This is a genomic window from Spirosoma aerolatum (assembly GCF_002056795.1).
GTDB classification, from domain to species: Bacteria; Bacteroidota; Bacteroidia; order Cytophagales; family Spirosomataceae; genus Spirosoma; species Spirosoma aerolatum.
Genome location: NZ_CP020104.1, coordinates 7,338,305 through 7,365,071 on the forward strand (window position 1 = coordinate 7,338,305; position 26,767 = coordinate 7,365,071).

The window sequence follows — 26,767 nt, forward strand, 5'->3', positions numbered from 1 at the left end:
AAGCCTACCAGTGACCGCCCTTAGTTTAAGCATCAAAACCTGAATAGTTATCCAGGCTATAAAGACCCTTAACTCCTTAATCGCTGGCTTGTGTCTGATTCAACGCTAGTCTATACCTTAACGTCGTTTTTTTAGTGATTTCATCCGGTGAAATGGTGATTTCATACAATTCAGGTTGATTTCATCGCCCATCTCCGCCTACTTTCAGCCATTCAATTGCGCCATCTATCGTATTCATCACGTATTGAGCTATGACTAACCAATCGAATACCCTTACAACCAAATTAGCTTTATCGCCATTGGCTTCGCTGGTAGTGACCGCCCTCGAAGTGTCTGACATAAAAGAGATAGCCAATGTACCTACCCCCGTATTGCTGGCGTTGAGTACGCTTACTCAGCGTGAACTTGAGGTACTGCACCTAATCGCCAATGGATTAACTACGCGCCAGATAGCTGAACACCTCTTTACCAGCCCACATACGGTCAATAACCAGCGTGCTCAGATTTCGCAAAAACTAGGCTTGCAGGGCGCATTCAGCCTGTTGCAATTTTCCCAACGGTATCATAATATACTCACACAGCTATAAAAAAGGTAGAACCTTACTATCCAAAATAGCAGACGCTTATCATGTGCTACAGCCTCCCACTTTTCACCTTTGTCTTGTTGACGCGCAACAAAGGCAGAAGCCGAAAAGCCTGAAAAAGAGTAGGCAAAGTGGTATTCTTTGGAGCAAAGCTCCATCAATAACCGCATGAAAAAGCGTTACCAACCTTTAGTATATAACGGATTCGCAATGCTGATCTTTCTGATCTCAATGCAAACGAGCTGGGCACAGTGCTCAGTGGGCAATCCACAAGGCGCCCTCGATTATGCCAATTGCAATGGCGTCGGAGGCTGGGCATTCGATAGGGCCAACCTCAACCAGACCATCACCGTTGACATCTACATCGACGGCGTGAAAACCTATTCCGGCATTCAGGCCAACGGCGACCGACAGGACTTGGTAGCCGCCTTCGGCTCCACGGCCGCTCGCTACCACGGATTTTCCTTCAGCTTTCCTGCAAACGCCCCCTGGAAAAACGGACAGAACCACTCCGTTTCGGTGCGAATCTGCGGGGTAGCCAGCGAGTTGGGCGCTTCGCCCAAAACGGTCAATGGATGTTCGGGTGGCAGCCAGCCTTCTACACCTTCTAGCGGTTGCGCCTACACCGAAGGGCAGTTTCTATTCACCACCAGTTGGGGCGAATCGGTGTATGCCCACTATTACAATGGGGCATTATATGCTGGATATAAAGATGGAAGTAATTTTAAACCCCAGCATTGGTTGACAGCTACGGGTATGATGACCTCCAGCACCGCCAGTTGTTTTGCTGAAAACGACCCCCATACTTCTACCACAACCCCACCGACGACTAATCCACCTCAAAATAGCAACTGCACTTATACGGAAGGACAGTACCTGTTCACCTTCAATACGGAACGTATGTATGCTCATTACTACAATGGGGTATTATATGCTGCCTATCAGGATGGTAGTAATTTCAGACCGCAACATTGGTTAACAGCCACGGGTCTAATGTCAAACAGCACTGCTAGTTGTTTTGCCGAGAATAACCCTCATAACTCTACCACAACTCCACCGACTACGACTAACCCAACTACTCCCTCAACACTGCCTCCAGCGCCTAGTAACCTGGCTGGAAATATGGATTGGGCTGATTGTAACAGTATTAGTGGTTGGGTTTTGAATAAGAATACACCGAATCAATCCACCAAAGTGGATGTGTATATCAATGGGCATCTAGCCGCTTCCAATGTGCTGGCTGTCGTCAGTCGGCAGGATGTGGCCAACGCCTTTGGCATATCAGGGTTCAATGCCTTTGTCTTTAATTATATATTTCCAGGCAAGTACAAAACAGGTGTGCCCTTAACCATCGGTGTTCGCTATGCAGGCACTCGTACCCACATTCCAGGTAGCCCTAAAACAACTCAAACCTGCCCCAATAGCGGATTAGGGGGATTCCCTTCCTGTGGCAATCAGGTAGCGGGCCGCACTGGCTATGTCGATACTGAGTCAACGCCGAAGGGACGTTCAGGCATTAGCTCCCTTCAACTGAGGGCTAGCCGTTCAGGTCAGCCAGGTTCCATAACCAGCAAGTTGGTTCCTGTGCGTCAGGGTAACGAACTATCGGTAACTGCCTTTGCCTACGCGCCAACTGTAACGAAACGGAACTTGACTCCCCAGCTAGCTACAGCGGTGGCCGGTGGCATCGTGGCCGGAATTACCTTAGCTAATCAGCCTGCTGGGGCTACAGACCATCCTCTTTCTAAATCCAGACAGACCGTCCCAATGCTTGGATTAAGTACTGTTCTGGCGATCCCTTTGGTCAAGTTTTTAGTCGCTGATCGATTGCCCAAAGCAGGTATGGAATTGGCTTTCTATGACAAGCGGGGTAACTTTGTTCGTCGCCAGTCCGTGCATATTTCCAAAGCTGTCGGGCAGGATTGGGAGCTATTGATTCTGAAAGGAGATGCGCTTCAGGATGGGTTCGTAGCCTTACGGCTAGAAAATGCCAGTAAAAACCCTGTCTGGTTTGATCAGGTAAGCTTGGAACGTACTTCTCACAGACTTTCTGAGTCAGTGGCAGTAGGCCATTTTTCTCCTCAGCCCTCTCTCTCTTCAAATGGGTTTGCTCGTTCGATAGTACCTAGCGACCTAACTATTGCGGGTACCGAGAATTGTGCAGGAGTAGGCGGAGGTGGGGGTAGTCCAACTCCCTCAGATGATAATACTTTACCAGAAGTAACTGTAACAGCCAGTCATTGGGAAGATATTGACGTACAACATTGGGGTGGTGATGATTGGAGTTTGGATACGCCAACGTTCCCGGAAATTTCGGATATCGGCACCCCAGTGAGCGATGCAGATAATAATAATAGTGGAGCAGGAGAGCAAACTAATGAGCCAAGTAAAGCTGATAGTATTAATAGCTCACAATTAAAACCTTGTATGAAGATAGTTTTATATTCTCTTCTTTCTGGCTCTCAAATTTCAGATATAATTAAGAAATTTTCTGGAACAGAAAAGGATTATAATTGGATATTAAAGGACGGTAGATTAGGCGCAAATTCAAATGCAGAAACTAAATCATACGATAGAGTAAACCGTTCTGTCACCACGACTTTCGATACAAATAAATTTGCTGATGCTACTGATTTATCTATTGCAAGAACAATTCTTCACGAATCAGTACATGCTTATTTAGTTACTTATTTTGCATCAGACCCACTAATGGCTAACGCAGATTATCCAGATATGGTCGTTGCGTGGATGGGAGTGAAAAGGCCAGATTTAAATCAAATTCACCATGATGAAATGGTACAATCGTTTATTAGCGATATTGCATCCGAATTGAAATTTTATGGAGAAAGCAAAGGGTATGTGATAAGTGACGATTACTATTTCAAGCTTGCTTGGGGAGGTTTAGAAAATACTAACGCCTTTAAAAGTCAATCAAGTATTACACAAGCTGCAACTAAAGATGTGATTCGAATCGAGCTTACTGGCAATAAAACCGACGGTTCGCCTTTCACTCAAGTTGGGACTAAAACAGGTTGCCCTTAACATAACAACTATTGTTGATGGTATATACAATTATATACCATCAACAATAGTTGTTATAAGATTTTTACAATTATGACATTAACCCATTTTTTTTCTGCAAAAGTACTATTAGTAGCAATCATGAGTTGCTTATATATCTATAGAATTAACCAATACTTTTTTTATAGATATAAGAAAAGTGATAGCAATTTCTATTCTAGACTGCTTAATAGCAAACTTGAAAACAGAGAATTAACGTTTACTCTTTTAAAGAATGTTCAAGATAAAACTATTGGGAGATATACTCTGGTAAAGAGAAAAAATAATACCTCGTTCTGTTTTATAAAAGGTCAAATTTTTGACAAAGAAACGGGCGAATCCCTGAAGATAGCTGCTGTCGAAGTTAAACATAAAATAATAAATGCAGATACTAACGGGCTTTTTTCCTTTAAAGTCTTACCTGGCAACTATAAAGTGACAGGATTGTGCTATCCATATCATAGATTAACAACTAAAACAATAAAAGTTAAAGCAGGCGAAACTATTAATATAAACTTTTGGCTATTAATTGATAAAATTCCATTAGAATAAGTTAATAAATTTAGGGCTTACGCAAAAGTGGTAAATTGAGATCAAAAATAGCCTGAAAGTCACTGCACAACTTTACGGGCAGTTTCTGCTAAGTAGCCAGATCAATTATACGGCTACCTACTTGACTGATCACTTGGAGAGGATTTAGGGGTAAAGAAGGGTCAAATAAGTACCGTGTCTTTCTGACAGAAGAAAAGTTTAAACAGCTTCTAAGTATAGAATACTAACATTCATAAAACTAAATCTCCATAATCTTATAAATATATATAAACAATACTTTAAAATACGAAAGATAATGAAGCTCCAACAAATCCTTAAAATTACCTTTTTGATGTCTTTTTTTTCTTTTTGGGTATATGCTCAAGAAGGCTATCCACCCCCTTGTAATGAAATTAAGGAGGTGAAGCTTGCTACTGATCCAGTCAAAAAGAAAATTCTATTTCAATATATACAAGACTGCCTTCATAATCAATCCTTTAACACAACATATGATAAAGGAATTATTAATCTATATGAATATAAAAATAGTCAGAATCAACTGTGTTGGCTTTTGTTTGCCCAGATCGACGACAGTTATAAGGATAACCCACCTACTCGTTTTTCTGATTTTCAGGGGGAAATAATTTTGATTTACGATGCTGACTCAACAGGACGAGTATTAAAAACATCAGGAGATAAAGCATCTCTAAATCGATGTTTAGAGCAAATTATTGGGGATCGAGTATTCATTCGTCCAACCATAAAAACAAGATGGACAAGTTCTGTGCTGCCGGATAATGAAAAGCGAAAAGAAGGGAATCATAGATGGGTGACTGGGGGCGGAGGAGCAGTTATTATCCGTTTTAATAAAGATGGCAGTTATAAAATCTCTCCTTTGGGGTAGTTCAATTCTTTATCCGAAAAATAAATTCTACAAGTTACCCCATTAGCCAAACGATCATTTCTGTTTAGAAATGATCGTTTGGCTAATGGTCCTTAGCTATGCGCTTTCCCGGAAAGGATAGTTATCTACTAGTTCTGATCACAATGAAATAATTTCAGTAGTACGTATTAGCAAATCACTAAATCACCCTATATTGGCTACTTAACTAAACCCAGTTAGCGCCATGAAAGAAATTCGAATTACACGGGCTTTCCTGAAAAAGCCGTTGAACAGTATAATTTTACTAACAGTAATTTATCTTTTCTTTGAAATTATTTCTTGGTATTTTGGCTATAAACACAAGATTATCCAGGTTGAACGTCTTGGAGGGTGGGTAACCTATACATATTTAGTCCTAAAAGTCATGCTACTCCCAGAGGTTTGTACTGTTTTGATTTTCTTCTATTTGATAAATCGATCCCATCATTTGTTTAATCTACATGCTGTCAATAATACTTTAAAATCTATAATACGATATGAATTATGTTTCTTACCTGTCATCTGTCTATCATTCTTCGTCTTTAATCCAATTACCCAAACCGTACGTTATTTTTCTAGAAGCAGGGCCTATTTATTCTTGGCAAGCGTATTGGGAGGGATACATTATATATACTTATAGTTGGAAAATATACTTTCAATATTTAGTACCTCTCTTATTAATTGGCTATATAGCTATTAACATTTCGCTTCTGAAAGATTATCTTTATCAACAGAAGCAAATAGCGAAACTTAAAGCAACAGAGGCTTTCCAAAGAGGACAAGCTTCGTGGCCCCTTGCAACTTTCAAATCTTATTCCACTGCATCATCTCCTTATTTAACCTCCCTAAAAGGCCGAAATGCACAAGGTGAATTGGACTTTCCAGTCAAAGATGTTTATTTCTTCACCATCGAGGAGCGATTGTATTACGCCGAACTAGCTAAAGGTCGCTACCTTATCAGTAAAACCCTGAATGAACTCGAAGCCGAACTAGACCCTGGCCAGTTTTTCCGGATCAAGCGGGACTACATTGTCAATCGACAGGCAATACAAAGCTATGCTCATTGGGAAAATGGCAAATACATTGTCGGACTCAATACCCCAACAAGTCAGGATATAGTGATTCCACGCATGAGGATGCAGGAGCTTCGTGAGTGGTTGCAGAAAGAAAATAAAGAATTACTTGAAGTAAGATAACCTATCTAACTCACAGATAGTTTTTTACAGATATACCATAGCGGGGTAACTCCCGACAGCTTTTCAGGTTTAGCTTCCGGGCGATATGCGCCTTGTGGTTTACTGCTGTCCGATAGCTAATATTTAATCGTTCAGCAATATCAACGCAGGTATCCCCGTTTGCAATCATACGCAATACTTCGCGTTCGCGGTCGGTCAACCGATTTAGCTCCTCGCGCGTATCGTCGGAAATGACATTAACGCCGAAATTCCGCAACAAATCCATAAAACCGTTGCTATAGTAGCAACCGCCATTACTAACCGTCTGGAAGCAGCGATAGAGTTCATCCAGGCCGTCGGAGGCATAAAGGAAGCCAAAAAAGCCCTTTTGCATAGCATAGGCGATGGTACGCAGATCGGGCTTACGGGTGTATAAAATAAATCGGGTTTGCTGATTGGCGCTTCGGGTTTGCTCTACGATATCCAGACTACCCTGTCCTGAAATTTCTGATTCGACAATAACGCACTTGGGGCGTTTGACGCGAATCTGCTGTAGGGTATCTTCCATCTCGACCGCCCGGCCGACGACATTATACCCTTGTTCCCGTAAAAGCTGACTTAAGACCTCGCAGTTGAATAACTCCGATTGGGCGACGAGAATAGAGAAGTCTCGCCTGCGAATAGCAAAGTTTTTAGTGCCCTCCTGGACACCAGTTGATTGGTTCATGATCGATTACATATATGGGTGCATGAAGGTAACACCAATTCTTCAATAATGGTAACACCATATAAACTAAATAGTCCATTTTCAGACGAAAGTGTCCACTAAAGCTTAATTGTTAACAGTGATTTCACGCATAACCTACCGTGATTTCAGCCGCCTTTAGCCTCATTTCACGCGAAATTCAGGGTGATTTCGCACTTTATGGGTGATTTCATACTCAAAATGGGTGATTTCACGCATGACCATTTGCTTACAGCAAGGGAACAGACATACTTTTGATTCAGTCAATCGCACAAACAGAAATTTTCAAGCAAGGGTGATGAATCAGGAGGAAGCAACAAAATTTTTCGGCTACGAAGCGTCGGCTGAGGAAATTCAAAAACTGGTTATGGAATGGGCAAGCGCAACAGATGCTTTTCATCGTCGGTATGCTAAGCTGAACCAGGTTATTCATTCATTACAGGCTTCGTCCTCGCGCCAATCGACGGTGAGCCGAACTCGTTTGCGAAAGTTGATCGAATTGCGTGAACAAATGAGCGATGTACTCATGACCTTGTTGTTCGATATGGCTCCCATGTCAAAGTCAGGCCGCTCGGCGCTTCCTTCCAAGCCCGGCCAACTGCATACTCATGCAAATCTTTTGCGTGAATTAAATCGTAAAATCGACGCCGAGTTAATCGGTGTAATTGGCGCCATGACGGTCGCCCAGGCATAGCGTTCACCCTCTCCTAATGATAAAGGTAAGCCCTGGTTATAACTTTATAGCCAGGGCTTTTACGCGATAGTACCGCTTAACCGGAAATTACTGTGCCCAGTAGCCCTGAAATCTGCATATCAATGCGCTTGTAGTGCATAAACTCCAGTAGAATCTGATCTGCTTCCTCGGGTGTTTTATTACGAGACTCCCGCATTAACTGTTGTAACTCGCCCATTCGTTTCTCAGCCATCATTTTCTTGATTCGAAGAATATTTCGATAGGCAGCGTCAGCCAAAATGCCTATTTCCTCCTCCGAGGGCACAAAAATCTCATGTTTTAACCACCCCTCACTAATTTCATACCGTGGGGTCGTTAGATGGATAGCGCGGTTCTGTAAATCAGTCTCATCCGTTATCTTGCGATTAAGGAAGTCATTGGCGGTTAAGATCTCCCCTCGACTATAGGCTTCCCGAAACAGTGCCAGCATTAGATTATAAGGAGCTGTCTGAAACTCTATTTCATGAAGTTCATCAAGCATATACTGGCAAAGTGAAATGCCAGGCTCCAACTCCCGAGCCCCATAATTCATCAACAACCGAATACATTCTTCCTCCTGATACGATATGGGTGTTCTAACGGCTTTTGAAAAATTAGCCGATGGAGCCGATTCAGGCGGAGCTGTCTCAACAAAACCAGCCATTTCGGGAGCTTCTTCGCTAAATCCATCCAATAACGCATTGATGTCATCCACCGAAGGCTCACTTGCAGTTAAAGTATTACTTGAATTAGCAGATGGTTTATTCGATGAGCTACGCTGCTGTTGTCGTTCGTGATCTTTCTTATGCTGTTCCTGCTGCTTTCTCAGTAATCGGTTTATTTCGGAGATAACCGACTGTTCGCTTACATGGAAAACCTGCGCCACACGTTGCGAAAGTGTTTGCCGTTTGAGCGGATCTGGAATTTTAGTGATACTTGCGCATACATCTGAAATCCCTTCGGCTCGCTTCAGTGGATTATCGCCCGCTTCCGTTAACCAGCGACTCGCTTTAAAATCGATAAAATCCTGCGAGTGAGTTTGAATGTATGCCTTGAACGCTTCTGCACCGACTTTGTGCACATAGCTATCCGGGTCTTCGCCATCGGGTAATAGCAGCAGTCTGAGGTTGAGGCCTTCTTCCAGCACCATATCAAGCCCGCGCAGAGCCGCTTTAATACCGGCGGCATCGCCATCATACAGAATCGTTACGTTCGGCGTAAAACGGGCAATTAGTCGGATTTGCTCCGTAGTGAGCGACGTACCAGAGGAGGCAACAACATTTTTAATTCCGGCCTGATACAGCGAGATTACGTCTGTATAACCCTCTGTCAGATAACAGACATCTTCCTGTCGAATAGTTTGTTTGGCCTGATAGATACCATACAATACCTGACTTTTATGATAAACAGCTGTTTCGGGCGAGTTGAGGTACTTTGGTTGATTCTTATCCGTTTTCAGGATTCGGGCACCAAACGCAATGACACGCCCCGATACGTTATGAATCGGAAACATGACTCTTCCCCGAAAGCGATCAAATATCTTACGATCTTTACCAACAGTCCCTTCTTTACTCAAAATGAGCCCAGCCTTTTCGAGTAAATCTAGGCTATACCCTCGTCGCTGCCCCTCCTGCAACAGTACATCCCACTGGTCGAGCGTATAGCCTAACTCAAAGGCTTCGATGGTAGGGTTAGAAAAGCCCCGCTCACGAAAGTAACTGAGCCCTATGCTCTTCCCTTCGTCGGAATTAAGAAGTGTTTCCTGAAAAAATGTCTTGGCAAAGTTGAGGACGATCAGGAGACTTTCACGCTCATTCTGGCGCAGTAAGTCTTCGGGCGTTTGCTCCTGCTCTTCGATTTCAATGCCATACTTTTTAGCCAGATAACGAAGGGCCTCACCATAGCCAATATTTTCAATGTCCATTACAAACCGAACCGCATCGCCAGCCTTTCCGCAACCAAAGCATTTGTAGATCTGTCGGCTAGGGTTTACGTTAAACGACGGCGTTTTCTCATTATGAAAAGGGCAGCAGGCGATATAATTGCTCCCGCGCTTCTTCAGGGAAACAAAGTCGTTGATTACTTCCAGAATATCGACAGACTGGCGAATTCGTTCTACTGTTTCTTCGGGAATGCGCATTGAGTAGGCTTGGTTTTTATCAGTATATCAAATGTACAACGAAACTGGAGTTCGTTCACTTTCGATTTCCAAATACTACTCCCTTGATCGGCAGGCAAGTTTGGCAATGTTTTTGTAAGTATCCTGATTGATAATTAAATGACTAGTTGATGTAAGGACACCTTTACTCCGTCAATCCCATGAACACAGGTCTCCGTTCGAAATGTTACAAATCTTCGACCCGATCGATCAGACGTAGCTATCAGAATATTCTAACAATAGTACTGTTAATCGCTTTATTGCAGGCCTGCCGGAAACAACCTACCGACGACGTACAACCAACGATAGGAGCGGGAAAACCTGCAACCGAATATAAGAATGATGTAGCCACAGCCTGGGCTGCTTTGCAGTTGAAATTAACCAAAACGACGGCTGGCTTTACGCCCCCGGTTGCTTCACGTGCATACGGTTATGCTGGCGTTACCATGTATGAAGCGGTTGTACCGGGTATTGCTACCCGAAAATCGTTAGTAGGCCAACTCCAGGGGCTTACAGCACTACCACAGGTTGAGTCAGGAAAAACCTATAACTGGGCCTTAAGTGCCAATGCCGCCGAAGCGGCCATCCTACGTAGCTTATACCCTACTACCAGTGCCGCCAATAAAGCCCTGATTGATTCCCTGGAAACCGTCAACCTGAATGCGAACAAGGATACGGATGAGGCTGTTAATCAACGATCGATCGAGTTTGGAAAGAAAATTGCCGATGCCATTTTTGACTGGTCGAAAACGGATGGTGGCCACGAAGGATACACCCGCAATTTTCCGGCAAGCTATGTGGTGCCAACCGGGCCAGGTCTGTGGCAACCTACCGAGAACGGACAGAAGATTCCAATGCAACCCTATTGGGGTCAGGTTCGGACGTTTGTGAAGGCCAACAACGCCTTACCTATGCCCAAACCACTCGCTTACTCGACAGACGTTAAGTCAGCTATATTCGGACAGTATATGGATGTCTATAAGAAATCGCAGACTTTAACTCAGACAGAAAAAGAAATAGCTGTCTGGTGGGCCGATAATCCGGCCGAAACCTTCACCCCTCCCGGACACTCGTACAGCATTGCCCGCATTGCCGTAACTACAGCAAAAGCAGACCTGGGGAAAGCAGCCGAAACTTTTGCCCGAACAGGAATTTCAGTAGCCGATGCATTTATCTTGTGCTGGCGCTGCAAATACATCTACAATAATTTACGTCCCTATACCTACGTACGCCTTACAATTGACCCTAAATGGATTCCTTTCTGGCCTGCACCACCTTTTCCGGGTTATCCTTCAGGCCATGCAACTCAATCATCGGCTTCGGCTACTGTACTAACTGCCCTTTATGGAGATAACTTTGCCTTTACGGATGATTCGCACGTAGGAAGAGTGAAAGATGCTCAGCGAAATGTTGATTTTAAAGCGCGATCCTTTACTTCATTTGTACAGGCCGCTCAGGAATCGGCCGATTCGCGCTTCTATGGCAACATTCACACGCATCAGGATAACGAAACCGGGCTGACCGAAGGCAAAAAGATCGGTGCCAATGTGAATGCACTGGCTTGGGCTAAGTCCAAAAGCTAATAAAAAAAGGTGGTAACGGAAAGGTCTAGCATTGTATCCCTTTCCGTTACCACCTTTTTTACTCAATTTTCTCGTTCTAATAAGCTCTTACCAACTTGCCTTCCATAAAGTTAACGAAGGCTTTGTTGACGACATTATTTCCACCGGGAGTTGGGTAATTACCCGTAAAATACCAGTCGCCCGAATGATTGGGACAAGCTTTGTGCAGGTTCTCAACGGTTTGATAAACGACTGCTACTTCAGCCTTTAAATCGTCGGGAGTAACGATCTGCGCCACTTTCTTCGAGATCTCTTCATGGGTAAACGGATCAAAAATGGCCTTCACATAGTTTTGCTGTGTAGCATTACCCGATTCAATAGCGGCAACACATTGAGCGTATACTTCATCGAGTAAATAATCCTGCCCACGATCCCGGAGGAGTTCAAGCGCGGCCCGGAACGCTATAAATTCCCTGAACTTCGACATATCGATGCCGTAGCAGTCGGGGAAACGAATCTGGGGGGCCGACGAAACAATAATGATTTTTTTAGGCCCGAGCCGATCCAGCATTCGGAGGATACTTTTTTCGAGCGTAGTGCCACGAACGATCGAGTCATCGACTACAACAACGTTATCTTTCCCCTTTTTGATAACTTCAAAGGTCGTATCGTACACATGCGCCACCATATCGTCGCGCTGCGAGTCGTCGGTAATGAACGTCCGAAGCTTAACATCTTTGGCAACCAGCTTTTCAATCCGTGGACGGAACGATAGGACCCGGTCTAATTCCTCTTCAAACAGAATACCTTCCATAATCGCTTTTTTACGCTGCTTATAGAGGTATTCTTCCAACCCTTCTACCATGCCAAAGAACGCTGTTTCGGCCGTATTTGGAATGTAAGAGAAGACGGTATTTTCTAGATCGTAATCGACTTCCTTCAGAATCTGCGGAATCATGAGTTTACCCAGTGCCTTCCGCTCATTATAAATATCGGGATCAGTAGCTCGCGAGAAATAAATCCGCTCGAAACTGCATGATTTCTTTTCAATAGGCTCTACAAACTGCTGCTCTGCATACTCACCATACTTGTCAATGATAAGTGCATGCCCAGGCTGGACCTCCTTAATCGCATTGTATTCGGCATTGAAAGCCGCTTTAATCGCTGGCTTTTCCGACGCTACAACGACAATTTCATCGTCGGCGTAATAATAGGCCGGGCGAATACCCGCCGGGTCACGCGCCACAAAAGCAGCCCCGTAGCCCGTCATGCCTACCATGGCATAGCCCCCGTCAAAATCACGACATGACCGGTGCAACACACGCTGAAGATCCATATTGTCTTCAATAATGTCGGAAAGGTCAGGGTTTTCGTAAATTCCCTTAAACCGATCAAACACGCGCTGGTTTTCTTCATCCAGAAAGTGTCCGATTTTTTCCATTACCGTAACGGTATCGACCTTATCTTTCGGATGCTGGCCCAAAGAAACGAGTTTATCGAACAGCTCGTCTACATTGGTCATGTTGAAATTCCCCGCTACGACCAGATTTCGGCTGCGCCAGTTGTTTTGACGAAGCATAGGATGGCAGTTCTCGATTTCATTGGCACCGTGGGTTCCGTAACGCAGGTGCCCCATCCAGACCTCACCCGTGAAGGCAATGTTTTCCTGAAGCCATTTGGCATCTTTGGCCTTGTGCTTATTGCCTTTCAGTGCCTTTCTGAACTTTTTGTTCACCTTCTCGAAGATGTCCGTTACGGGGCGCTGATCGACAGAGCGGTATCGGCTGATGTAACGGTGACCGGCTGGGACATCAAGTTTGATGTTGGCAATACCGGCTCCATCCTGGCCTCGGTTTACCTGCTTTTCCATCAGCAGATAAAGTTTGTTGGCTGCGTACAGAGGGGTTCCGTACTTGTCGATGTAATATTGATAGGGTTTGCGGAGCCGAATCAGGGCTATTCCGCACTCATGTTTGATGGCGTCGCTCATGAGAGAGAGTGTCGAAGCACGTTGGTTCTCGTCAGTAATGAAGTACTACAGCAGTAACGGCTCCGCACCTGCAATGGTTCGGCAGAGCACCAAACAAAGGTATATAAAAGCGTCGCTAGTTGTTGTTAAATTTTGGTTCTTTCATTACCCATTGGCGCATAAGTAAATAAATAATTACCGATGAAACCGTACCGATTACCGATCCGGCATAGACATCTTCAACAAAATGCTGGAATAGATAAATGCGCGAAAAACCGGTCAGAGCAGCTAAAAACAGGAAAAACCAGCCCAACTCTTTGCGGGTATACAGAAAAGAAAACAGGCTAAACATCGCAAAAGCCGAGATAGTGTGACCCGACGGAAAACTGTTATAACTATGAATATCGAGCCCTTCAATAAGGTGATACTGAAAGGTTGAATGCTCAAAATATTTTAGCGGCCGGGGCGATCCATTAAATACAACTTTCTTTAAAAACTCTGATGTTAGTGATGATAAAAGGAAACTGCCGAAGGCCATTGCGCCAATACGCCAGTTAAAAATGGCCAGTAGCACACAAACGATAACAAAGGTAGCACCATCGCCTAAGTAGGTAATGTATGGGAATACACGATCAGCCAGCAAGCTATTGCGGATATTAACCCATTGCATAAGCTGCTCCTGCGAATACATCAATTGCAGCAAACCCACCACAACCAGTAAAATCGCATAGGGCAGAAAGAAAAGCCAGTTTTTACGGATAAAATGAAGTAGCATTCGTTAACGTTTTGCCAGCTCAGGTAAGAAGCATGGACTGTCCCATCGACGCTTCCTCCAACGTAGCGCTTAGTGAGATGACGGGGGAGTTGCTTTTTCGACGGTAATACCTACGCTCAAGATGTTAAGCAGAGGGTCCTGACGCATATATTGACGAATCTGCATGGTATATTTTCCGGGCTTTGGAAACCGGTAGTTGCGTTTCATCAGAAATTTATGGTCGAATAAGTCGCCTAGCCCATCGCCGTTAGGCTTGCCCGTTTTGGGATCCATCAGAATTAATTCATCGAGCCTGGATTCAATTTCCTTGCCACTGGCATCGCGCAGGTAACGAGTCAGATATAAATTATAATAGCCGTACGACAAGCTGTTGCGCAGGTTATAATAGATATTGTACGGTATTGTAGCATCGGTAATTTCAAATGTGAATGATGGTGCGTTCTTGATATACCATTTCCCTTCATCGATGTCGGTATATTCTTTATAAACGGCATTCGTATTGCAGCCAATGGTCAGCAAGACCATAAGCAGCCCCAAACTTAATTGCTTCATACGTCCAGAAATATTACACAAAACTACGACGGGCTGGCTGGCTTTTCAAATGACAAAAAACTATTGAAATAGTTTGCAAACGATAAAAATAGTTTTAGCTTTGCTCTATGGAAAAGCTAACAGCCAAAGAAGAAGAAGTGATGCAGGTGCTCTGGAAAATGGAGCAAGCGTATGTAAAAGACATGGTTCCGCAGTTTACGGACCCTCCTCTCCACTACAATACGGTATCAACTATTGTCCGTAATCTGGAAGAAAAAGGCTATGTAGGCCATCGGGCTTACGGAAATACGCATGAATATTACCCGATTATTAGTAAGGAAGCCTATCAGAATCGGTTTGTTCTGAAAAAAGTAGTTGACGAATATTTTGATAATTCGTACAAAAATCTGGTCAGCTACTTTGCTAAAAATGAGAAGATTTCGGCTGATGAGCTGCGGGAAATTCTGGCAATGATCGAAAAAAAATAGTCATAAATGGTCATTTGGTGGTCATTCGTTGCGCAATGAAGCTAGTAGTCAATGACAATTTAATGACCATCAATGCCAACAAATGACGCCTTAACTATGGAAACCCTTCGCTACATCGTGCTAGCCAATGGTCTTTTGGCCGTTGTGAGCGTTGCTTATTACGTTTTGCTCCGGCGCGAAACGTTTTTCGTGGCCAATCGACTGGCGTTATGGGTTGGACTGGCAGGTGCGCTGATTCTTCCCCTGCTCGAATTGCCAGACTGGCGCCCGCAGCGCGTACGGACGGTGATGCATAAAACAGCCCAGATTATTGTCCCGAAAGTACTCCCGAACGCATCAACTGCAGATCCGAGTGTGACGATTACCTTTCCAAATCAAAAAACGTATCAGGCTTTTCAGAATCTTCCGAGGCCGTTTACATGGTCCTGGCAGTTCTCCCTGATGCTGCTTTACATACTGGGCGTACTGATTTTGACCTTCCGATTTGGCCTACAAGTCGTATCGCTCCGAAAGCTTATTCATCAATCCGTTCATGAGCCATATGACCAGTTTACTTTGGTTACGAATGAGCAAGTAACCTCACCTTTTTCCTTTTTCAATTGGGTAGTTCTCAATCCTGCTCAACATACAGACAACGAGCTGGATCAAATTTTACGACATGAGCGGGTGCATGTTCGGGAGCGGCATAGCTTAGACATGATCGGAGCCGAACTAGCCTGCATCGTTTTCTGGTTCAATCCGGCAGCTTACCTTTTTCGCCACCTCGTTCATCAAACGCTTGAATTTAGTGCCGATCGCAGCGTACTGGCAGAAGGAGTCGATGCAAAAGCGTATCAGTATAATCTATTGAAAGTTAGTCTCGCTTCAGGGCAATCAGGGGTCATTAACCACTTCAGTCGATCGGAACTCAAATCCCGCATACTGATGCTCAACCGGCAACAATCCTCCAAAGCCAGCTGGTTGAAATACCCTATTTTCTTTATTGCTGCTCTGACCGTCGCTGCGGTATTTGCTCATCCGCAACCCATGTCTACTTTAAATAACTACATTCCTAAACCTATTCCTGAAGCCATTGAAACAGTTGCCAGCTTACCTGAAAGGTCGGTCGGGACAATCACTAACGAAACTTCTGCTATTGAACCCAGTACACAGAAGCCCGAAGAAAGAACGATAGAACATCAATCTACGACAGTAACAGCCTTAGAATCAGACGCAATCGATAACATTGGTACTCCAGTCGCATCACGCTACATTGAAATACATGACAATACCTTATTCTGGATAATAACCCCCTTAACAACTTTCGACAACATTGTACAGCTAAAATCGGAAATGGCAAAATATGGCTATCAGCTCGATATTGATGAGATGAAGTATGATATGCTGCATAAGTACTTAGTCCGTTTAGATGCAACTTTAACTTCTGGTAATGCCCACAGCCATCGAACAACCGATGATGTCCAGGATAATAAACCGATGAACTCATTTGGCGGCCAGATTTCAATCAATAAGACTGGTATTCAAGGCATAAATGAGCTGATGCCTACTGCGCACTATCCTACAAAATCATTATTAGCAATAGCCACAGCTGACGAGCAGGCAGCCCAAAATCTGTTAGCACAAAATCGCATAGAGTATCTTATAGCCGAAGGCTTGTCCTTAACAAAAGACCATTGGATAACGAAACGCTATGATGCTAATAGTCTGACAGAAAATAACGCTTTATTAAAAGACGAGACAGGTCTGTTTTTTAGTGAATCAGGGTATTTACGCGTTATAAAAAATGAGTTAACCCAATTCTGGCTTAACAATCGCCCTGTTACCTATAGCGATTTGCAGGCAATTAAAATAGATAAATTCTATAGCATTATTCGAAGTGACAAATACCTGCCTGACCAAAAAGAACCTCACCGTATTATACTGATCTACACCAAGCTTTAAATGCCTGTTGTTATGCCTGTTCATCCATATTCCTTTACGAATCGATTTAGTGGGCCATCACTTCGTGAACGCGTGCTTATGATGAATAGCCACCGTTCGGGCTTTGCTGTCTGGTGGCGGTATGGCATTTGGGTAGTATTGATGGGAGCTATGGCATTTGCCTGTCGGCACAAACAAAGCCAATCTGAGCAATTACTTGTTCCAACAACGCTACCTGCCATTAACCCAACTCGCGGGCGGGTAGTCGATCTGGAAGACAAACAGACGTGGTACCGCCATATGGCCTTGTTTAATGACAAATTTGGTACTGAAGTCGTAGTAGGTAAGCCCGTCGTTCTTCAGCTCAAAGGCAATCGGTTTGTCTTGCCCGAAGATTACAAATACTCGTCGGCAATTTACATCGATGGTAAAGAGGTTCCAATCGAAGCACTTCAAAATCTATCGCCCGATTTTGTGAGTGAGGTATTTGTGATTCACCAATGGGAGCACTTTGCCGATGCTGATCAGGAAGCAAAACCGTATCAGATTATGATTCAAACCAGCCCACAACGCGTTCCACTCAACAACCGACGTGAGCAGTTTTTTAGTTTGTTGCGGGCGGCAGTAATTTCCCAAAATCCATTGGGCGAGACGCATTCTTTCAACATGAATCAATTACTGGAAGCCACTTTCTTCCATAATAAAAACGCGCTGGTCGAGCGTACTAAAAATGAACACTTAAGTATCTACGACGAATATGCCAAGTCGGTCGATGTGTTCATTAACAACCTACCCGCTACGCCAGCCGATGTAAAAACCATCCATGTGCGCGAAGTGGCTCGCCTGTATGCGAAAGAACGACCGTACCTGGAGTGGCTGCGCCCTGACAATCCTCTTTCCCGGTTTGTGCTCAATATTCATACATCGCCTAAACGGGCCAAACGCGATAGTACCTATTATGTTTTTAGCCCGTTTTACACCGGAGATTTCTAGAGGCTGTTTTGTTCTAAAATCAAGAAACCAGCTCAATAGGCTGGTTTCTTGATTTTAGGATGCTTTGCCGTTTGGCGCTGGCTTTTGATTATCAGTTCCTTTCGTCTTTTTCTTTTTCTTTTTGCCAGATCGAGCCGTGTATTTGGCATCCAGTTTTTGCAGATCGCTATTCAGAGCGGCTGCTGTAACGGGCTCTTTCTCCGTGATAGGCGTCAGCACCTCAAATGACTCGGGGATAATTCCGTTTTTATTCAGTTCAACAATATCGAGCACACGGGCAATGGGAAGGGCATGCCAGGTACTTTCGGCACTATAACCAAACCACATCAGCTTACGGAAAATATCGGTTTTTTGCAAGAAAGCCCTCCCTTTTTGCGTTTCCAGCGGCTTTTCTATCGTTGGAATATCACGCAGAGCATCCATGTAGGTATCCAGCTCATAGTTCAGGCAGCACTTCAAACGTCCACACTGACCAGATAACTTAGCGGGATTCAACGACAAGTTTTGATACCGGGCCGCCGACGTAGCAATATTTTTGAAATCCGTTAGCCAGGTTGAACAGCACAGTTCACGTCCGCAGGAACCGATACCACCAAGCCGACCAGCTTCCTGACGCAGGCTGATTTGCCGCATTTCGATGCGTACTTTGAACTCACTGGCGAGCATTTTAATCAACTCCCGGAAATCAACTCGCTCCTCCGACGAGTAATAGAACGTTGCCTTCGTATTATCGGACTGAAACTCAACGTCCGATAACTTCATATTCAGTTTTAGCTCCCGAATAATTTCACGGGAACGATACAGAGCGGGCAGATCTCGCAGAATAGCCTGCTCATGACGTTCCATATCCTTCGGCGTGGCAATCCGATGAATAACTTTGGTATCGTCGGTAATTTTTATGGCCCGTTTTTTCACCTGCAATCGTACTAGTTCGCCTTGTAGCGACACCGCACCGATATGGAATCCCGATTGCATTTCGGCCACGACATAATCGCCCGTGGTCAGGTCAAGCTGATGAACATTCCGATAATATTCTTTCCGCCCACCTTTAAACTTTACTTCTACAACGTCGTATCGACTTTTTCCAGGCATGGCTACATCGCTCAGCCAGTCGAACGAATTCAGTTTATTGCAGCCCGCAGTGCCACACCCTCCGCTGCCGCATCCTTTGGTGGCTGTTTTCTCACCGTCGGATGCACCACGCTGGGTTCCACACCCGCCGGTTGCACAGGACTTACAAGACATACATTTTCAGTTTACGGTTTTCAGCTTCCAGTCCTTTACAGTCAGGCTATCCATTTTTATCTGGCAGTAGACGCATTCACTGCAAGCAGAAAACTCAGTCAGCGTACCGGAGTAGGTCTAATCCTATATCTTTCCGGTACTGTTTTCCATCAAATTGCACCATCCGGGCCGCTTCCTGCGATTTCCTGACAGCATTTTCGAGCGAATTCGCCTGGGCCGTAATAGCCAGTACGCGCCCACCGTTTGTTACTACCTGTCCGTTTTTCGCCAGTGTTCCGGCATGAAAGGCCGTTACATCCTCCAAACGCTCCAACTCAGTAATAGTTTTACCCGTCTGGTAATCGCCAGGATAACCACCTGACACTAGCACCGTAGTAACAGCCGTTTGTGGTGATACCTGCACCGATAGCTTATCTAGTTCACCATCAGCCGTTGCCGTCATCAACTGAACAAAATCATTTTGAATCCGTGGTAAAACCACCTCGGTTTCAGGATCACCCATGCGTGCATTGTACTCAATTACAAAAGGCTCTCCGTTCACTTTCATCAGCCCAACAAAAATAAACCCCTGATAGCGAATATTTTCCTGTTGCAGGCCTAATAGTGTAGGCTTAACCACCTTATCTTCAACCTTTTTCAGGAAGGTCTGGTTCGCAAACACAACGGGCGAAACGGCTCCCATGCCACCCGTGTTAGGGCCTGTATCGGCTTCACCGATACGCTTGTAATCTTTGGCCTCAGGCAGAATTTTGTAGTTCTCGCCATCGGTCAGCACAAACACCGATAGTTCGATACCTCGCAGAAACTGCTCAACCACGACCTTACTACCCGCAACGCCAAACTTCTGGCCATCGAGCATATCGGACAGGGTCGTCTGCGCTTCAACTACTGATTCTGCAATAATCACGCCTTTTCCTGCAGCCAACCCATCCGCCTTTAAAACAATCGGCAGGCTGTGACTTTCCAGATAGGCTAGCCCTTCCTGTAATGTTTCGGCAGTAAACGATTTTGATGCGGCCGTTGGGATTCCATGTCGTAGCATAAACTGCTTGGAGAAATCCTTACTACCTTCCAGTTGCGCCCCTTCGGCATCAGGCCCCACAATCCGTAAATCAGCCAAATCAGGTTGCTGGCGCAAAAAATCAACAATTCCTTTTACCAGTGGTTCTTCCGGCCCAACAATCAACAGGTCGATTTTCTTATCCCGAACCGTATTGGCAACGGCCAGAAAATCATTATAGCTAATGGGAATATTCGTAGCGATCTGCGTGGTTCCGGCATTCCCGGGCGCTACAAACAAATTATCACATAAGGGACTTTGCGCTAACTTCCAGGCAAAAGCATGTTCGCGTCCTCCCGACCCTAGTATAAGTATATTCATTCTTAGTTGAGCAGTCAGCAGCGAGAAGTGAGAAGTGAGAATGCTGGCGCAAGCTAAACGCTACCGGAGGTATTCTCACTTCTCGCTCCTACTCCTGACTCCTTTTTAATTGGCTACTTCCGACAGGAATTTGATACGCATCAGGCGTAGGTCTTGTTCGGTGAAATCATCGCCACCAAATTCACGCATAGCAACCGCAATATTGTCGCTTTCGGCGTTCATAAAGTAGTCGTAGATTTCGTCCTGCCGGTCTTCGTCCATGACTTGATTGATATAGTAATCGAGATTGAGCCGTGTACCTGAATAACAGATATGCTCAATTTCTTCCATCAGATCTTCCATACTTATTGATTTGGATTCGGCAATCTCATCCAGGTCAACTTTACGGTCAATCTGCTGAATAATAAAGATTTTGACTTTTGATTTATTAACCGTTGACTTAACGACTACATCCTTGGCGGTCTCTATTTCATTTTCTTCAACGTATTTGGCAATCAGATCGATAAAAGGTCGGCCAAATTTCTGCACTTTGCCCATTCCAACCCCGTTGATCTGCGCCATTTCTTCGCGCGTGGTGGGGTAAGTCGTTGCCATTTCCTCCATCGATGTTTCCTGGAAGATGACATAGGGAGGCAAATTCTTTTCTTTGGCAATTTTTTTCCGAAGCGCTTTCAGCAGACCTAATAATTCTTCATCATAGGCAGCCCCACCACCAGCAGGTGTCGAATCCCGGTCGTCATCGTCTTTGGTTTCAGTATTCAACTGCTCGTAATCGTGATCTTTAGCCAGCGTTACCGGGTATGGATCTTCGATGTAATTCAGTCCTTTCTGTGTCAGCTTCAGCACGCCGTAGTTATCGACATCCTTTTCTAGATAACCGTAAATGGTAATCTGTTTGATGAGCGAGCACCAGAAATTGCAGTCTTCATTAAAATCACGCCCTTTTCCATATACCGCCAATTTGTCGTGTTCATAACTGGTCACGTACTGGTTGCTGGTTGCTGTCAGTACATCGGCCAGGTGCGTCACATCGAACCGCTGATCGGTCTGGAGTACCGTTTGCAGCGCTAACACCACTTCGTGCTGCGCTTTAAACTTCTCGGTAGACTTCATGCAGTTATCGCAAAAGCCACAGTCCTTGTCCAGAAACTCACCAAAATAGCCCAGCAATTGCCGACGTCGGCACACCCCTAGATTGGCATACGATACCATCTCGGTGAGCAAATGCTTAGCATTATCCCGTTCCGTAACCGGCTTATCTTTGTTAAACTTTTCCAGTTTAACGATATCGTCGTAGCTATAGAACATAAGGCAGTTGCCTTCCAGACCATCGCGACCCGCCCGGCCTGTCTCCTGATAATACCCTTCGAGCGATTTAGGTGCATCGTAGTGAATGACAAATCGTACATCGGGCTTGTCGATTCCCATACCGAAAGCAATTGTAGCGCAGACGACATCCACGTCTTCGTTCAGGAAGGCATCCTGGTTGTTCATCCGGGTTTGCGGATCGAGCCCGGCATGATAGGGCAGCGCCTTTATATCATTGACATTCAGCAGCTCAGCAATTTCTTCAACCGTTTTACGGCTCAGGCAATACACAATACCCGACTTGCCTTTATTCTGCTTGATGTATTTGATCAGTTGCTTTTTAGCATCAACTTTTGGGCGGATTTCGTAGTAGAGATTCTTCCGATTGAACGACGTTTTATAGAGGTTGGCATCCTCCATCTGGAGGTTTTTCTGGATATCCTGCTGTACTTTAGGCGTAGCGGTAGCGGTCAGCGCAATAACGGGCAAATTACCGATGTTATCGACTATACCCCGAATTTTACGGTACTCTGGCCGAAAATCGTGCCCCCATTCCGAAATGCAGTGGGCTTCGTCGATAGCCACGAAGGAAATATTGGCCTTCTTCAAAAAGTCCAAATTCTCTTCTTTCGTAAGCGACTCAGGGGCGATGTACAGTAACTTCAGCGAGCCATTCAGTGTATCCTTTTTAACCTTGTTCATCTCCGCTTTTGACAGCGTCGAATTCAGAAATTGCGCGTTGATACCAAAGGCATTTAGCTGGTCGACCTGGTTTTTCATCAGGGCAATAAGTGGAGAAATGACCACCGCAGTACCATTGCTGACAATTGCAGGAAGCTGATAACACAGTGATTTACCGGCACCTGTAGGCATAATAACGAAGGTATTACGTCCCGACAGGATGCTATAAATAATGGCCTCTTGTTCTCCCCGAAATTGACTATACCCGAATATTTCTTTTAGTCGTTCTTTTAGCGTCGTATGAATCGACTCATCAACCTGCATCATTCTACAAATCGTACAAAAGTTACTTTACTCTCTTTGCTTGCTGTATCTTTGTTTTATAAAGTTAGCGAATATACGCAGCAAACATTTCCTGATTGCTAAATCTGACATTGAAAGTAATAAAAAATCCTAACACAATTGCTCGTTCGGTATTGCTAGCCGAAGCCGAAGCCATTCGTAATATCGTCGATTTACTTGACGATCAATTCGATGCTACTGTCGATCTGTTACTCAACACGACTGGGCGTCTGGTTGTAACGGGCGTGGGAAAAAGCGCTTTGATCGGCCAGAAAATAGTAGCAACGTTGAATTCAACGGGTACACCTGCCCTATTTATGCATGCGGCCGATGCCATTCATGGCGACTTGGGAATGATCCAGGATAATGATGCCGTCCTAATTATCTCTAAGAGTGGCAATACAGCCGAAATTAAGGTTTTGCTGCCTTTATTAAAACGGACTAATGTTCGGCTGATTGCGATGGTCAGTGACCGGGAATCGTATCTGGCTCGTCATGCCCATTATGTTCTTCATGCTTATGCCGAATGCGAAGCAGACCCACTCAATCTGGCTCCAACAACGAGTACAACCGTTGCGTTGGCTTTAGGCGATGCCCTGGCTGTGAGCCTGTTAGAACTACGCGGCTTTACCAGGCATGACTTTGCTCGTTACCATCCTGGTGGTTCATTAGGCAAAAAATTATATTTAAAAGTAGCGGATATTTTTCCACACAATCAGTGCCCCAAAGTTTTAGCCGGCACACCAGTTCGGGAAGTAATCTTTACGATTTCCGCCAATCGTCTGGGGGCCACTGCTGTTGTGGATGAGGCCGGTTCCTTAATCGGTATTGTCACGGATGGCGATATTCGCCGGATGGCTTATGATCATAGTTCGTTCTGGAACCTTTGCGCACAGGATGTGATGACTAAACAACCTGTTTGCGTAGCTCCTGACGACTATGCAGTGGCCGCTTTACAACTGATGCAGGAGCGGGATATTACACAACTTATTGTTGCCGAATCTGGACAGTTATATGGGTTCATTCATTTACATGATCTGTTAAAAGAGGGTTTGGTATAACAGCTCGCCTTATTTAGCAACCTTGTTCAATCATTTTCCACGAAGTTTAAACAAAATCCACACTTCCATTCCACATAATGGGGGAATTATTCCACACTTTCTACCACAAATTATCGCTGGCGCTGTTTACAAAAATAATTTTGCCAAAAATTAAACATTTGTAAGTCAGTAAGTTACCATAGAAGTTAGCCGCTTTTCCACTACTTCCAACGAGACTGGTTGTTTTTTTGTCTTAAACAGGTCAGATGTGATTCAACAGAAAAACTAAACAGCCATGACAGCTCTCGAATTTACTAACCATATTGGCAAAGTGTCTAAATCTTTACGCCCATTTGCGCTGCGTTTAACAAAAGATGTTGAAGATGCAAACGATCTGTTGCAAGACACCCTGCTGAAAGCGTTTACCAATCGTGATAAATACACGGATGGTACCAATCTGAAAGCCTGGTTGTATACGATCATGAAAAACACATTCATTACAAACTATCAGCGCATGGTGCGTAAGAACACGTTTATTGATACAACTGACAATCTGCATTATATCAATTCCATGGAGAGCAGCACCGATAACCTGGCATACTCGTCGTTTGCACAGGATGATATCAACCGGGCAGTAAATGGACTTGACGATACATATAAAACCCCATTTATGATGCATTTCCGTGGATTTAAATACCACGAGATTGCAGCAAAACTCAATATTCCTATTGGTACGGTAAAAAACCGGATTCACATTGCCCGGAAAGAATTGAAAGATCAGCTAAAAGTTTACGCATATTTTAATTCGTAATGTGATACTTTTTTGCTGACCCTCCGTCTAAGAGATATTGATTGAGTAGTTTTTGGTTAAAAAAGAGGAAGGTTCGAAAAAGTTGGGTGGCATCCGCCCAACTTTTTTTGTTTTTACCCCCTGGCAATCAGACACTTGCAATAGTTAGTACAGCTCCTCTATGCTTTCCAAAAGGTTTACGGAAACATACTTCCCTCCTTCCTGTTTCTGTAGTAGCCGATATTTATTCATCACTCTGGCTGCTTTTTCATCATTTTTCGAGTAGGTTCACACACCAAAAAAGCTTCCTCAATTGCAAAGTGTTGTCTCAATCAACAATTTTCTGACTAATGCCCCAACGCGTACTTGTTATTGGAGCCGGATTCGCAGGTCTGGCTGCCGCAACCAGCCTTGCTGATAAAGGCTATGATGTTACAGTTCTTGAAAAAAATGAGATGCCAGGTGGCCGGGCACGGGTTTTCCAGGCAAAAGGCTTTACATTCGACATGGGTCCAAGCTGGTACTGGATGCCTGATGTTTTTGACACCTATTTTTCGCGTTTTGGCAAGAAAACTTCTGATTATTATAAGCTTGTTCGGTTAGACCCTTCCTACTCAGTTATTTTTAGCCCTGCTGAGGTCATTAATTTACCCGCCGGTATTCCAAATCTGGAAAAGCTTTTTGATCAGATCGAGCCAGGCAGTGGGGCGAAACTTCACCAGTTTTTAAAGCAGGCTTCCTACAAGTATGAAGTAGGCATGAATAAATTTGTCTGGAAGCCCAGCCGATCTATCACCGAGTTTCTGAGCCTGAAACTTCTGTATGATGTAACGCGGCTGGATGTTTTTCAATCCTTTGCTACCCACGCCCGCAAATTCTTCAGGCATCCACGGTTGCTCGAGATTATTGAGTTTCCGATCCTTTTTCTTGGCGCTACCCCGGAGAATACACCTGCCATGTATAGCCTCATGAACTATGCCGAAATGGCTTTGGGTACCTGGTACCCTATGGGCGGCATGTATGAAATAGTAAAAGCGATGGTTAGCCTGGCCGAAGAAAAAGGGGTCAAATTACTGCTGAATCAGCCCGTAAAGTCAATTGAGATAGCTGCTAAAAATGCAAAGCGAGTAATTACTGAAAATGGGATTTTTGAAACAGATGTAGTTATAGCCGGAGCCGACTATCATCATGTCGATACGCAACTTCTTGAACAACAATATCGGAATTATGACGACACTTATTGGCAGAAACGTATAATGGCCCCGTCTTCGCTGTTGTTCTATGTTGGCGTGAACAAACGAATTCCCCGTTTACAACACCATAACCTCTTCTTTGACGAGGATTTCAAACTACATGCACAGGAAATCTATGAAACGCCACGCTGGCCGAGCAAACCACTGTTTTATGCCTCAGCGCCATCAAAAACCGATCCTAGTGTAGCGCCTGAAGGCTCTGAAAACCTGTTTCTGCTGATACCTGTAGCTCCTGATCTTACCGATAATACAGAAACGCGTGAGCATTATTTCAACATGATCATGGATCGTCTGGAAGCTTATGTAGGCGAAGCCATTCGTAGTCATATCGTGTTTAAACGGAGCTATGCCCATAGCGATTTCAAAAATGATTACCATGCCTTTAGAGGTAATGCCTATGGCCTGGCCAATACACTTCGGCAAACGGCCATTTTAAAGCCTTCGTTAAAGAATAAACATATCAATAATCTGTTTTACACGGGTCAACTTACCGTACCAGGGCCGGGAGTTCCGCCATCATTAATTTCAGGGTTAGTCGTTGCTGATGAAGTTGCCAAAGAATTTGTTTAACTTTATAGGCCGAATAACTAAACAAAATGACA

The 26,767-nt window shown here is 44.4% G+C and carries 21 protein-coding genes; 13 read left to right on the plus strand and 8 right to left on the minus strand.

Translation table 11 applies throughout. The features are described 5' to 3' along the window. Positions 1–251: 251 nt before the first annotated feature. From B5M13_RS30635 to B5M13_RS30655, 5 genes are all read left to right on the plus strand, one after another. On the plus strand, positions 252–587 hold the full coding sequence (locus B5M13_RS30635; RefSeq protein WP_080059274.1) for a response regulator transcription factor: 336 nt from the start codon (positions 252–254) through the stop codon (positions 585–587). A gap of 165 nt (positions 588–752) precedes the next feature. Next, positions 753–3,626, plus strand: coding sequence for a hypothetical protein (locus B5M13_RS30640; RefSeq protein ID WP_155297359.1), 2,874 nt, complete (start codon positions 753–755; stop codon positions 3,624–3,626). Between the two features lie 72 nt (positions 3,627–3,698). Then, positions 3,699–4,196, plus strand: a complete 498-nt coding sequence (locus tag B5M13_RS30645; protein WP_080059276.1) for a carboxypeptidase-like regulatory domain-containing protein — start codon at positions 3,699–3,701, stop codon at positions 4,194–4,196. Positions 4,197–4,491: 295 nt separating this feature from the next. Beyond that, the gene (locus B5M13_RS30650) at positions 4,492–5,079 is read left to right on the plus strand and encodes a hypothetical protein (protein ID WP_080059277.1); all 588 of its coding nucleotides are present in this window, start codon (positions 4,492–4,494) and stop codon (positions 5,077–5,079) included. A gap of 515 nt (positions 5,080–5,594) precedes the next feature. Beyond that, the gene (locus B5M13_RS30655; protein WP_245859575.1) at positions 5,595–6,293 is read left to right on the plus strand and encodes a LytTR family DNA-binding domain-containing protein; all 699 of its coding nucleotides are present in this window, start codon (positions 5,595–5,597) and stop codon (positions 6,291–6,293) included. 10 nt (positions 6,294–6,303) lie between these two features. Here the strand turns inward: B5M13_RS30655 and B5M13_RS30660 are convergent, their stop codons facing one another. Next, a complete protein-coding gene (locus tag B5M13_RS30660) occupies positions 6,304–6,999 on the minus strand; it encodes a helix-turn-helix transcriptional regulator (RefSeq protein ID WP_080059278.1) in 696 nt (231 codons plus the stop codon). 316 nt (positions 7,000–7,315) lie between these two features. Between B5M13_RS30660 and B5M13_RS30665 the strand changes: the two genes are divergently transcribed. Next, the gene (locus B5M13_RS30665; RefSeq protein WP_080059279.1) at positions 7,316–7,711 is read left to right on the plus strand and encodes a hypothetical protein; all 396 of its coding nucleotides are present in this window, start codon (positions 7,316–7,318) and stop codon (positions 7,709–7,711) included. Between the two features lie 76 nt (positions 7,712–7,787). Here B5M13_RS30665 and dnaG read toward each other — a convergent pair whose 3' ends face one another. Then, positions 7,788–9,869, minus strand: coding sequence for a DNA primase (gene dnaG / locus B5M13_RS30670; RefSeq protein ID WP_080059280.1), 2,082 nt, complete (start codon positions 9,867–9,869; stop codon positions 7,788–7,790). A gap of 179 nt (positions 9,870–10,048) precedes the next feature. Between dnaG and B5M13_RS30675 the strand changes: the two genes are divergently transcribed. Then, positions 10,049–11,470, plus strand: coding sequence for a vanadium-dependent haloperoxidase (locus B5M13_RS30675; protein ID WP_245859576.1), 1,422 nt, complete (start codon positions 10,049–10,051; stop codon positions 11,468–11,470). A gap of 76 nt (positions 11,471–11,546) precedes the next feature. Here B5M13_RS30675 and B5M13_RS30680 read toward each other — a convergent pair whose 3' ends face one another. From B5M13_RS30680 to B5M13_RS30690, 3 genes are all read right to left on the minus strand, one after another. After that, positions 11,547–13,439 (minus strand): amidophosphoribosyltransferase, encoded by a 1,893-nt coding sequence (locus B5M13_RS30680; RefSeq protein WP_080059281.1) that lies wholly within the window; start codon positions 13,437–13,439, stop codon positions 11,547–11,549. A 115-nt stretch (positions 13,440–13,554) separates the two neighbouring features. Next, positions 13,555–14,193 (minus strand): phosphatase PAP2 family protein, encoded by a 639-nt coding sequence (locus B5M13_RS30685; RefSeq protein WP_080059282.1) that lies wholly within the window; start codon positions 14,191–14,193, stop codon positions 13,555–13,557. 69 nt (positions 14,194–14,262) lie between these two features. Beyond that, positions 14,263–14,745: a gliding motility lipoprotein GldH gene (locus B5M13_RS30690; RefSeq protein WP_080059283.1), complete on the minus strand. Its 483-nt coding sequence runs from the start codon at positions 14,743–14,745 to the stop codon at positions 14,263–14,265. Positions 14,746–14,852: 107 nt separating this feature from the next. Here B5M13_RS30690 and B5M13_RS30695 point away from each other — a divergent pair, with 107 nt between their 5' ends. From B5M13_RS30695 to B5M13_RS30705, 3 genes are all read left to right on the plus strand, one after another. Beyond that, on the plus strand, positions 14,853–15,212 hold the full coding sequence (locus B5M13_RS30695) for a BlaI/MecI/CopY family transcriptional regulator (RefSeq protein WP_020597440.1): 360 nt from the start codon (positions 14,853–14,855) through the stop codon (positions 15,210–15,212). A 96-nt stretch (positions 15,213–15,308) separates the two neighbouring features. Beyond that, positions 15,309–17,153, plus strand: coding sequence for a M56 family metallopeptidase (locus B5M13_RS34330; protein ID WP_245859578.1), 1,845 nt, complete (start codon positions 15,309–15,311; stop codon positions 17,151–17,153). 12 nt (positions 17,154–17,165) lie between these two features. Then, positions 17,166–18,125 (plus strand): hypothetical protein, encoded by a 960-nt coding sequence (locus B5M13_RS30705; protein WP_080060148.1) that lies wholly within the window; start codon positions 17,166–17,168, stop codon positions 18,123–18,125. 54 nt (positions 18,126–18,179) lie between these two features. Here the strand turns inward: B5M13_RS30705 and B5M13_RS30710 are convergent, their stop codons facing one another. The 3 genes from B5M13_RS30710 to recQ form a co-directional block, all read right to left on the minus strand. Next, complete coding sequence (locus B5M13_RS30710; protein ID WP_245859579.1) at positions 18,180–19,370, minus strand: PSP1 domain-containing protein; 1,191 nt, start codon at positions 19,368–19,370, stop codon at positions 18,180–18,182. A 94-nt stretch (positions 19,371–19,464) separates the two neighbouring features. Beyond that, positions 19,465–20,751, minus strand: a complete 1,287-nt coding sequence (purD, locus tag B5M13_RS30715; protein ID WP_080059284.1) for a phosphoribosylamine--glycine ligase — start codon at positions 20,749–20,751, stop codon at positions 19,465–19,467. A 105-nt stretch (positions 20,752–20,856) separates the two neighbouring features. Continuing rightward, positions 20,857–23,067, minus strand: coding sequence for a DNA helicase RecQ (gene recQ, locus B5M13_RS30720; RefSeq protein ID WP_080059285.1), 2,211 nt, complete (start codon positions 23,065–23,067; stop codon positions 20,857–20,859). Positions 23,068–23,174: 107 nt separating this feature from the next. Here recQ and B5M13_RS30725 point away from each other — a divergent pair, with 107 nt between their 5' ends. From B5M13_RS30725 to B5M13_RS30735, 3 genes are all read left to right on the plus strand, one after another. Next, the gene (locus B5M13_RS30725; RefSeq protein ID WP_080060150.1) at positions 23,175–24,143 is read left to right on the plus strand and encodes a KpsF/GutQ family sugar-phosphate isomerase; all 969 of its coding nucleotides are present in this window, start codon (positions 23,175–23,177) and stop codon (positions 24,141–24,143) included. 274 nt (positions 24,144–24,417) lie between these two features. Beyond that, entirely contained in the window at positions 24,418–24,933 is a 516-nt protein-coding gene (locus tag B5M13_RS30730; RefSeq protein ID WP_080059286.1) for an RNA polymerase sigma factor, read from the plus strand. A gap of 329 nt (positions 24,934–25,262) precedes the next feature. Continuing rightward, positions 25,263–26,735 (plus strand): phytoene desaturase family protein, encoded by a 1,473-nt coding sequence (locus tag B5M13_RS30735; RefSeq protein ID WP_080059287.1) that lies wholly within the window; start codon positions 25,263–25,265, stop codon positions 26,733–26,735. Positions 26,736–26,767: the final 32 nt, after the last annotated feature.

Bases quoted from the DNA above. Each gene is read 5' to 3' on its own strand.
- B5M13_RS30655 (WP_245859575.1), top strand. From the start codon at position 5,595: ATGAATTATGTTTCTTACCTGTCATCTGTCTATCATTCTTCGTCTTTA.
- B5M13_RS30640 (WP_155297359.1), top strand. From the start codon at position 753: ATGAAAAAGCGTTACCAACCTTTAGTATATAACGGATTCGCAATGCTG.
- B5M13_RS30645 (WP_080059276.1), top strand. From the start codon at position 3,699: ATGACATTAACCCATTTTTTTTCTGCAAAAGTACTATTAGTAGCAATC.
- B5M13_RS30705 (WP_080060148.1), top strand. From the start codon at position 17,166: ATGCCTGTTCATCCATATTCCTTTACGAATCGATTTAGTGGGCCATCA.
- B5M13_RS30695 (WP_020597440.1), top strand. From the start codon at position 14,853: ATGGAAAAGCTAACAGCCAAAGAAGAAGAAGTGATGCAGGTGCTCTGG.
- purD (WP_080059284.1), bottom strand. From the start codon at position 20,751: ATGAATATACTTATACTAGGGTCGGGAGGACGCGAACATGCTTTTGCC.
- recQ (WP_080059285.1), bottom strand. From the start codon at position 23,067: ATGATGCAGGTTGATGAGTCGATTCATACGACGCTAAAAGAACGACTA.
- B5M13_RS30685 (WP_080059282.1), bottom strand. From the start codon at position 14,193: ATGCTACTTCATTTTATCCGTAAAAACTGGCTTTTCTTTCTGCCCTAT.
- B5M13_RS30680 (WP_080059281.1), bottom strand. From the start codon at position 13,439: ATGAGCGACGCCATCAAACATGAGTGCGGAATAGCCCTGATTCGGCTC.
- B5M13_RS30690 (WP_080059283.1), bottom strand. From the start codon at position 14,745: ATGAAGCAATTAAGTTTGGGGCTGCTTATGGTCTTGCTGACCATTGGC.
- B5M13_RS30660 (WP_080059278.1), bottom strand. From the start codon at position 6,999: ATGAACCAATCAACTGGTGTCCAGGAGGGCACTAAAAACTTTGCTATT.
- B5M13_RS30675 (WP_245859576.1), top strand. From the start codon at position 10,049: ATGAACACAGGTCTCCGTTCGAAATGTTACAAATCTTCGACCCGATCG.
- B5M13_RS30665 (WP_080059279.1), top strand. From the start codon at position 7,316: ATGAATCAGGAGGAAGCAACAAAATTTTTCGGCTACGAAGCGTCGGCT.
- dnaG (WP_080059280.1), bottom strand. From the start codon at position 9,869: ATGCGCATTCCCGAAGAAACAGTAGAACGAATTCGCCAGTCTGTCGAT.
- B5M13_RS34330 (WP_245859578.1), top strand. From the start codon at position 15,309: ATGGAAACCCTTCGCTACATCGTGCTAGCCAATGGTCTTTTGGCCGTT.
- B5M13_RS30635 (WP_080059274.1), top strand. From the start codon at position 252: ATGACTAACCAATCGAATACCCTTACAACCAAATTAGCTTTATCGCCA.
- B5M13_RS30730 (WP_080059286.1), top strand. From the start codon at position 24,418: ATGACAGCTCTCGAATTTACTAACCATATTGGCAAAGTGTCTAAATCT.
- B5M13_RS30710 (WP_245859579.1), bottom strand. From the start codon at position 19,370: ATGTCTTGTAAGTCCTGTGCAACCGGCGGGTGTGGAACCCAGCGTGGT.
- B5M13_RS30650 (WP_080059277.1), top strand. From the start codon at position 4,492: ATGAAGCTCCAACAAATCCTTAAAATTACCTTTTTGATGTCTTTTTTT.
- B5M13_RS30735 (WP_080059287.1), top strand. From the start codon at position 25,263: ATGCCCCAACGCGTACTTGTTATTGGAGCCGGATTCGCAGGTCTGGCT.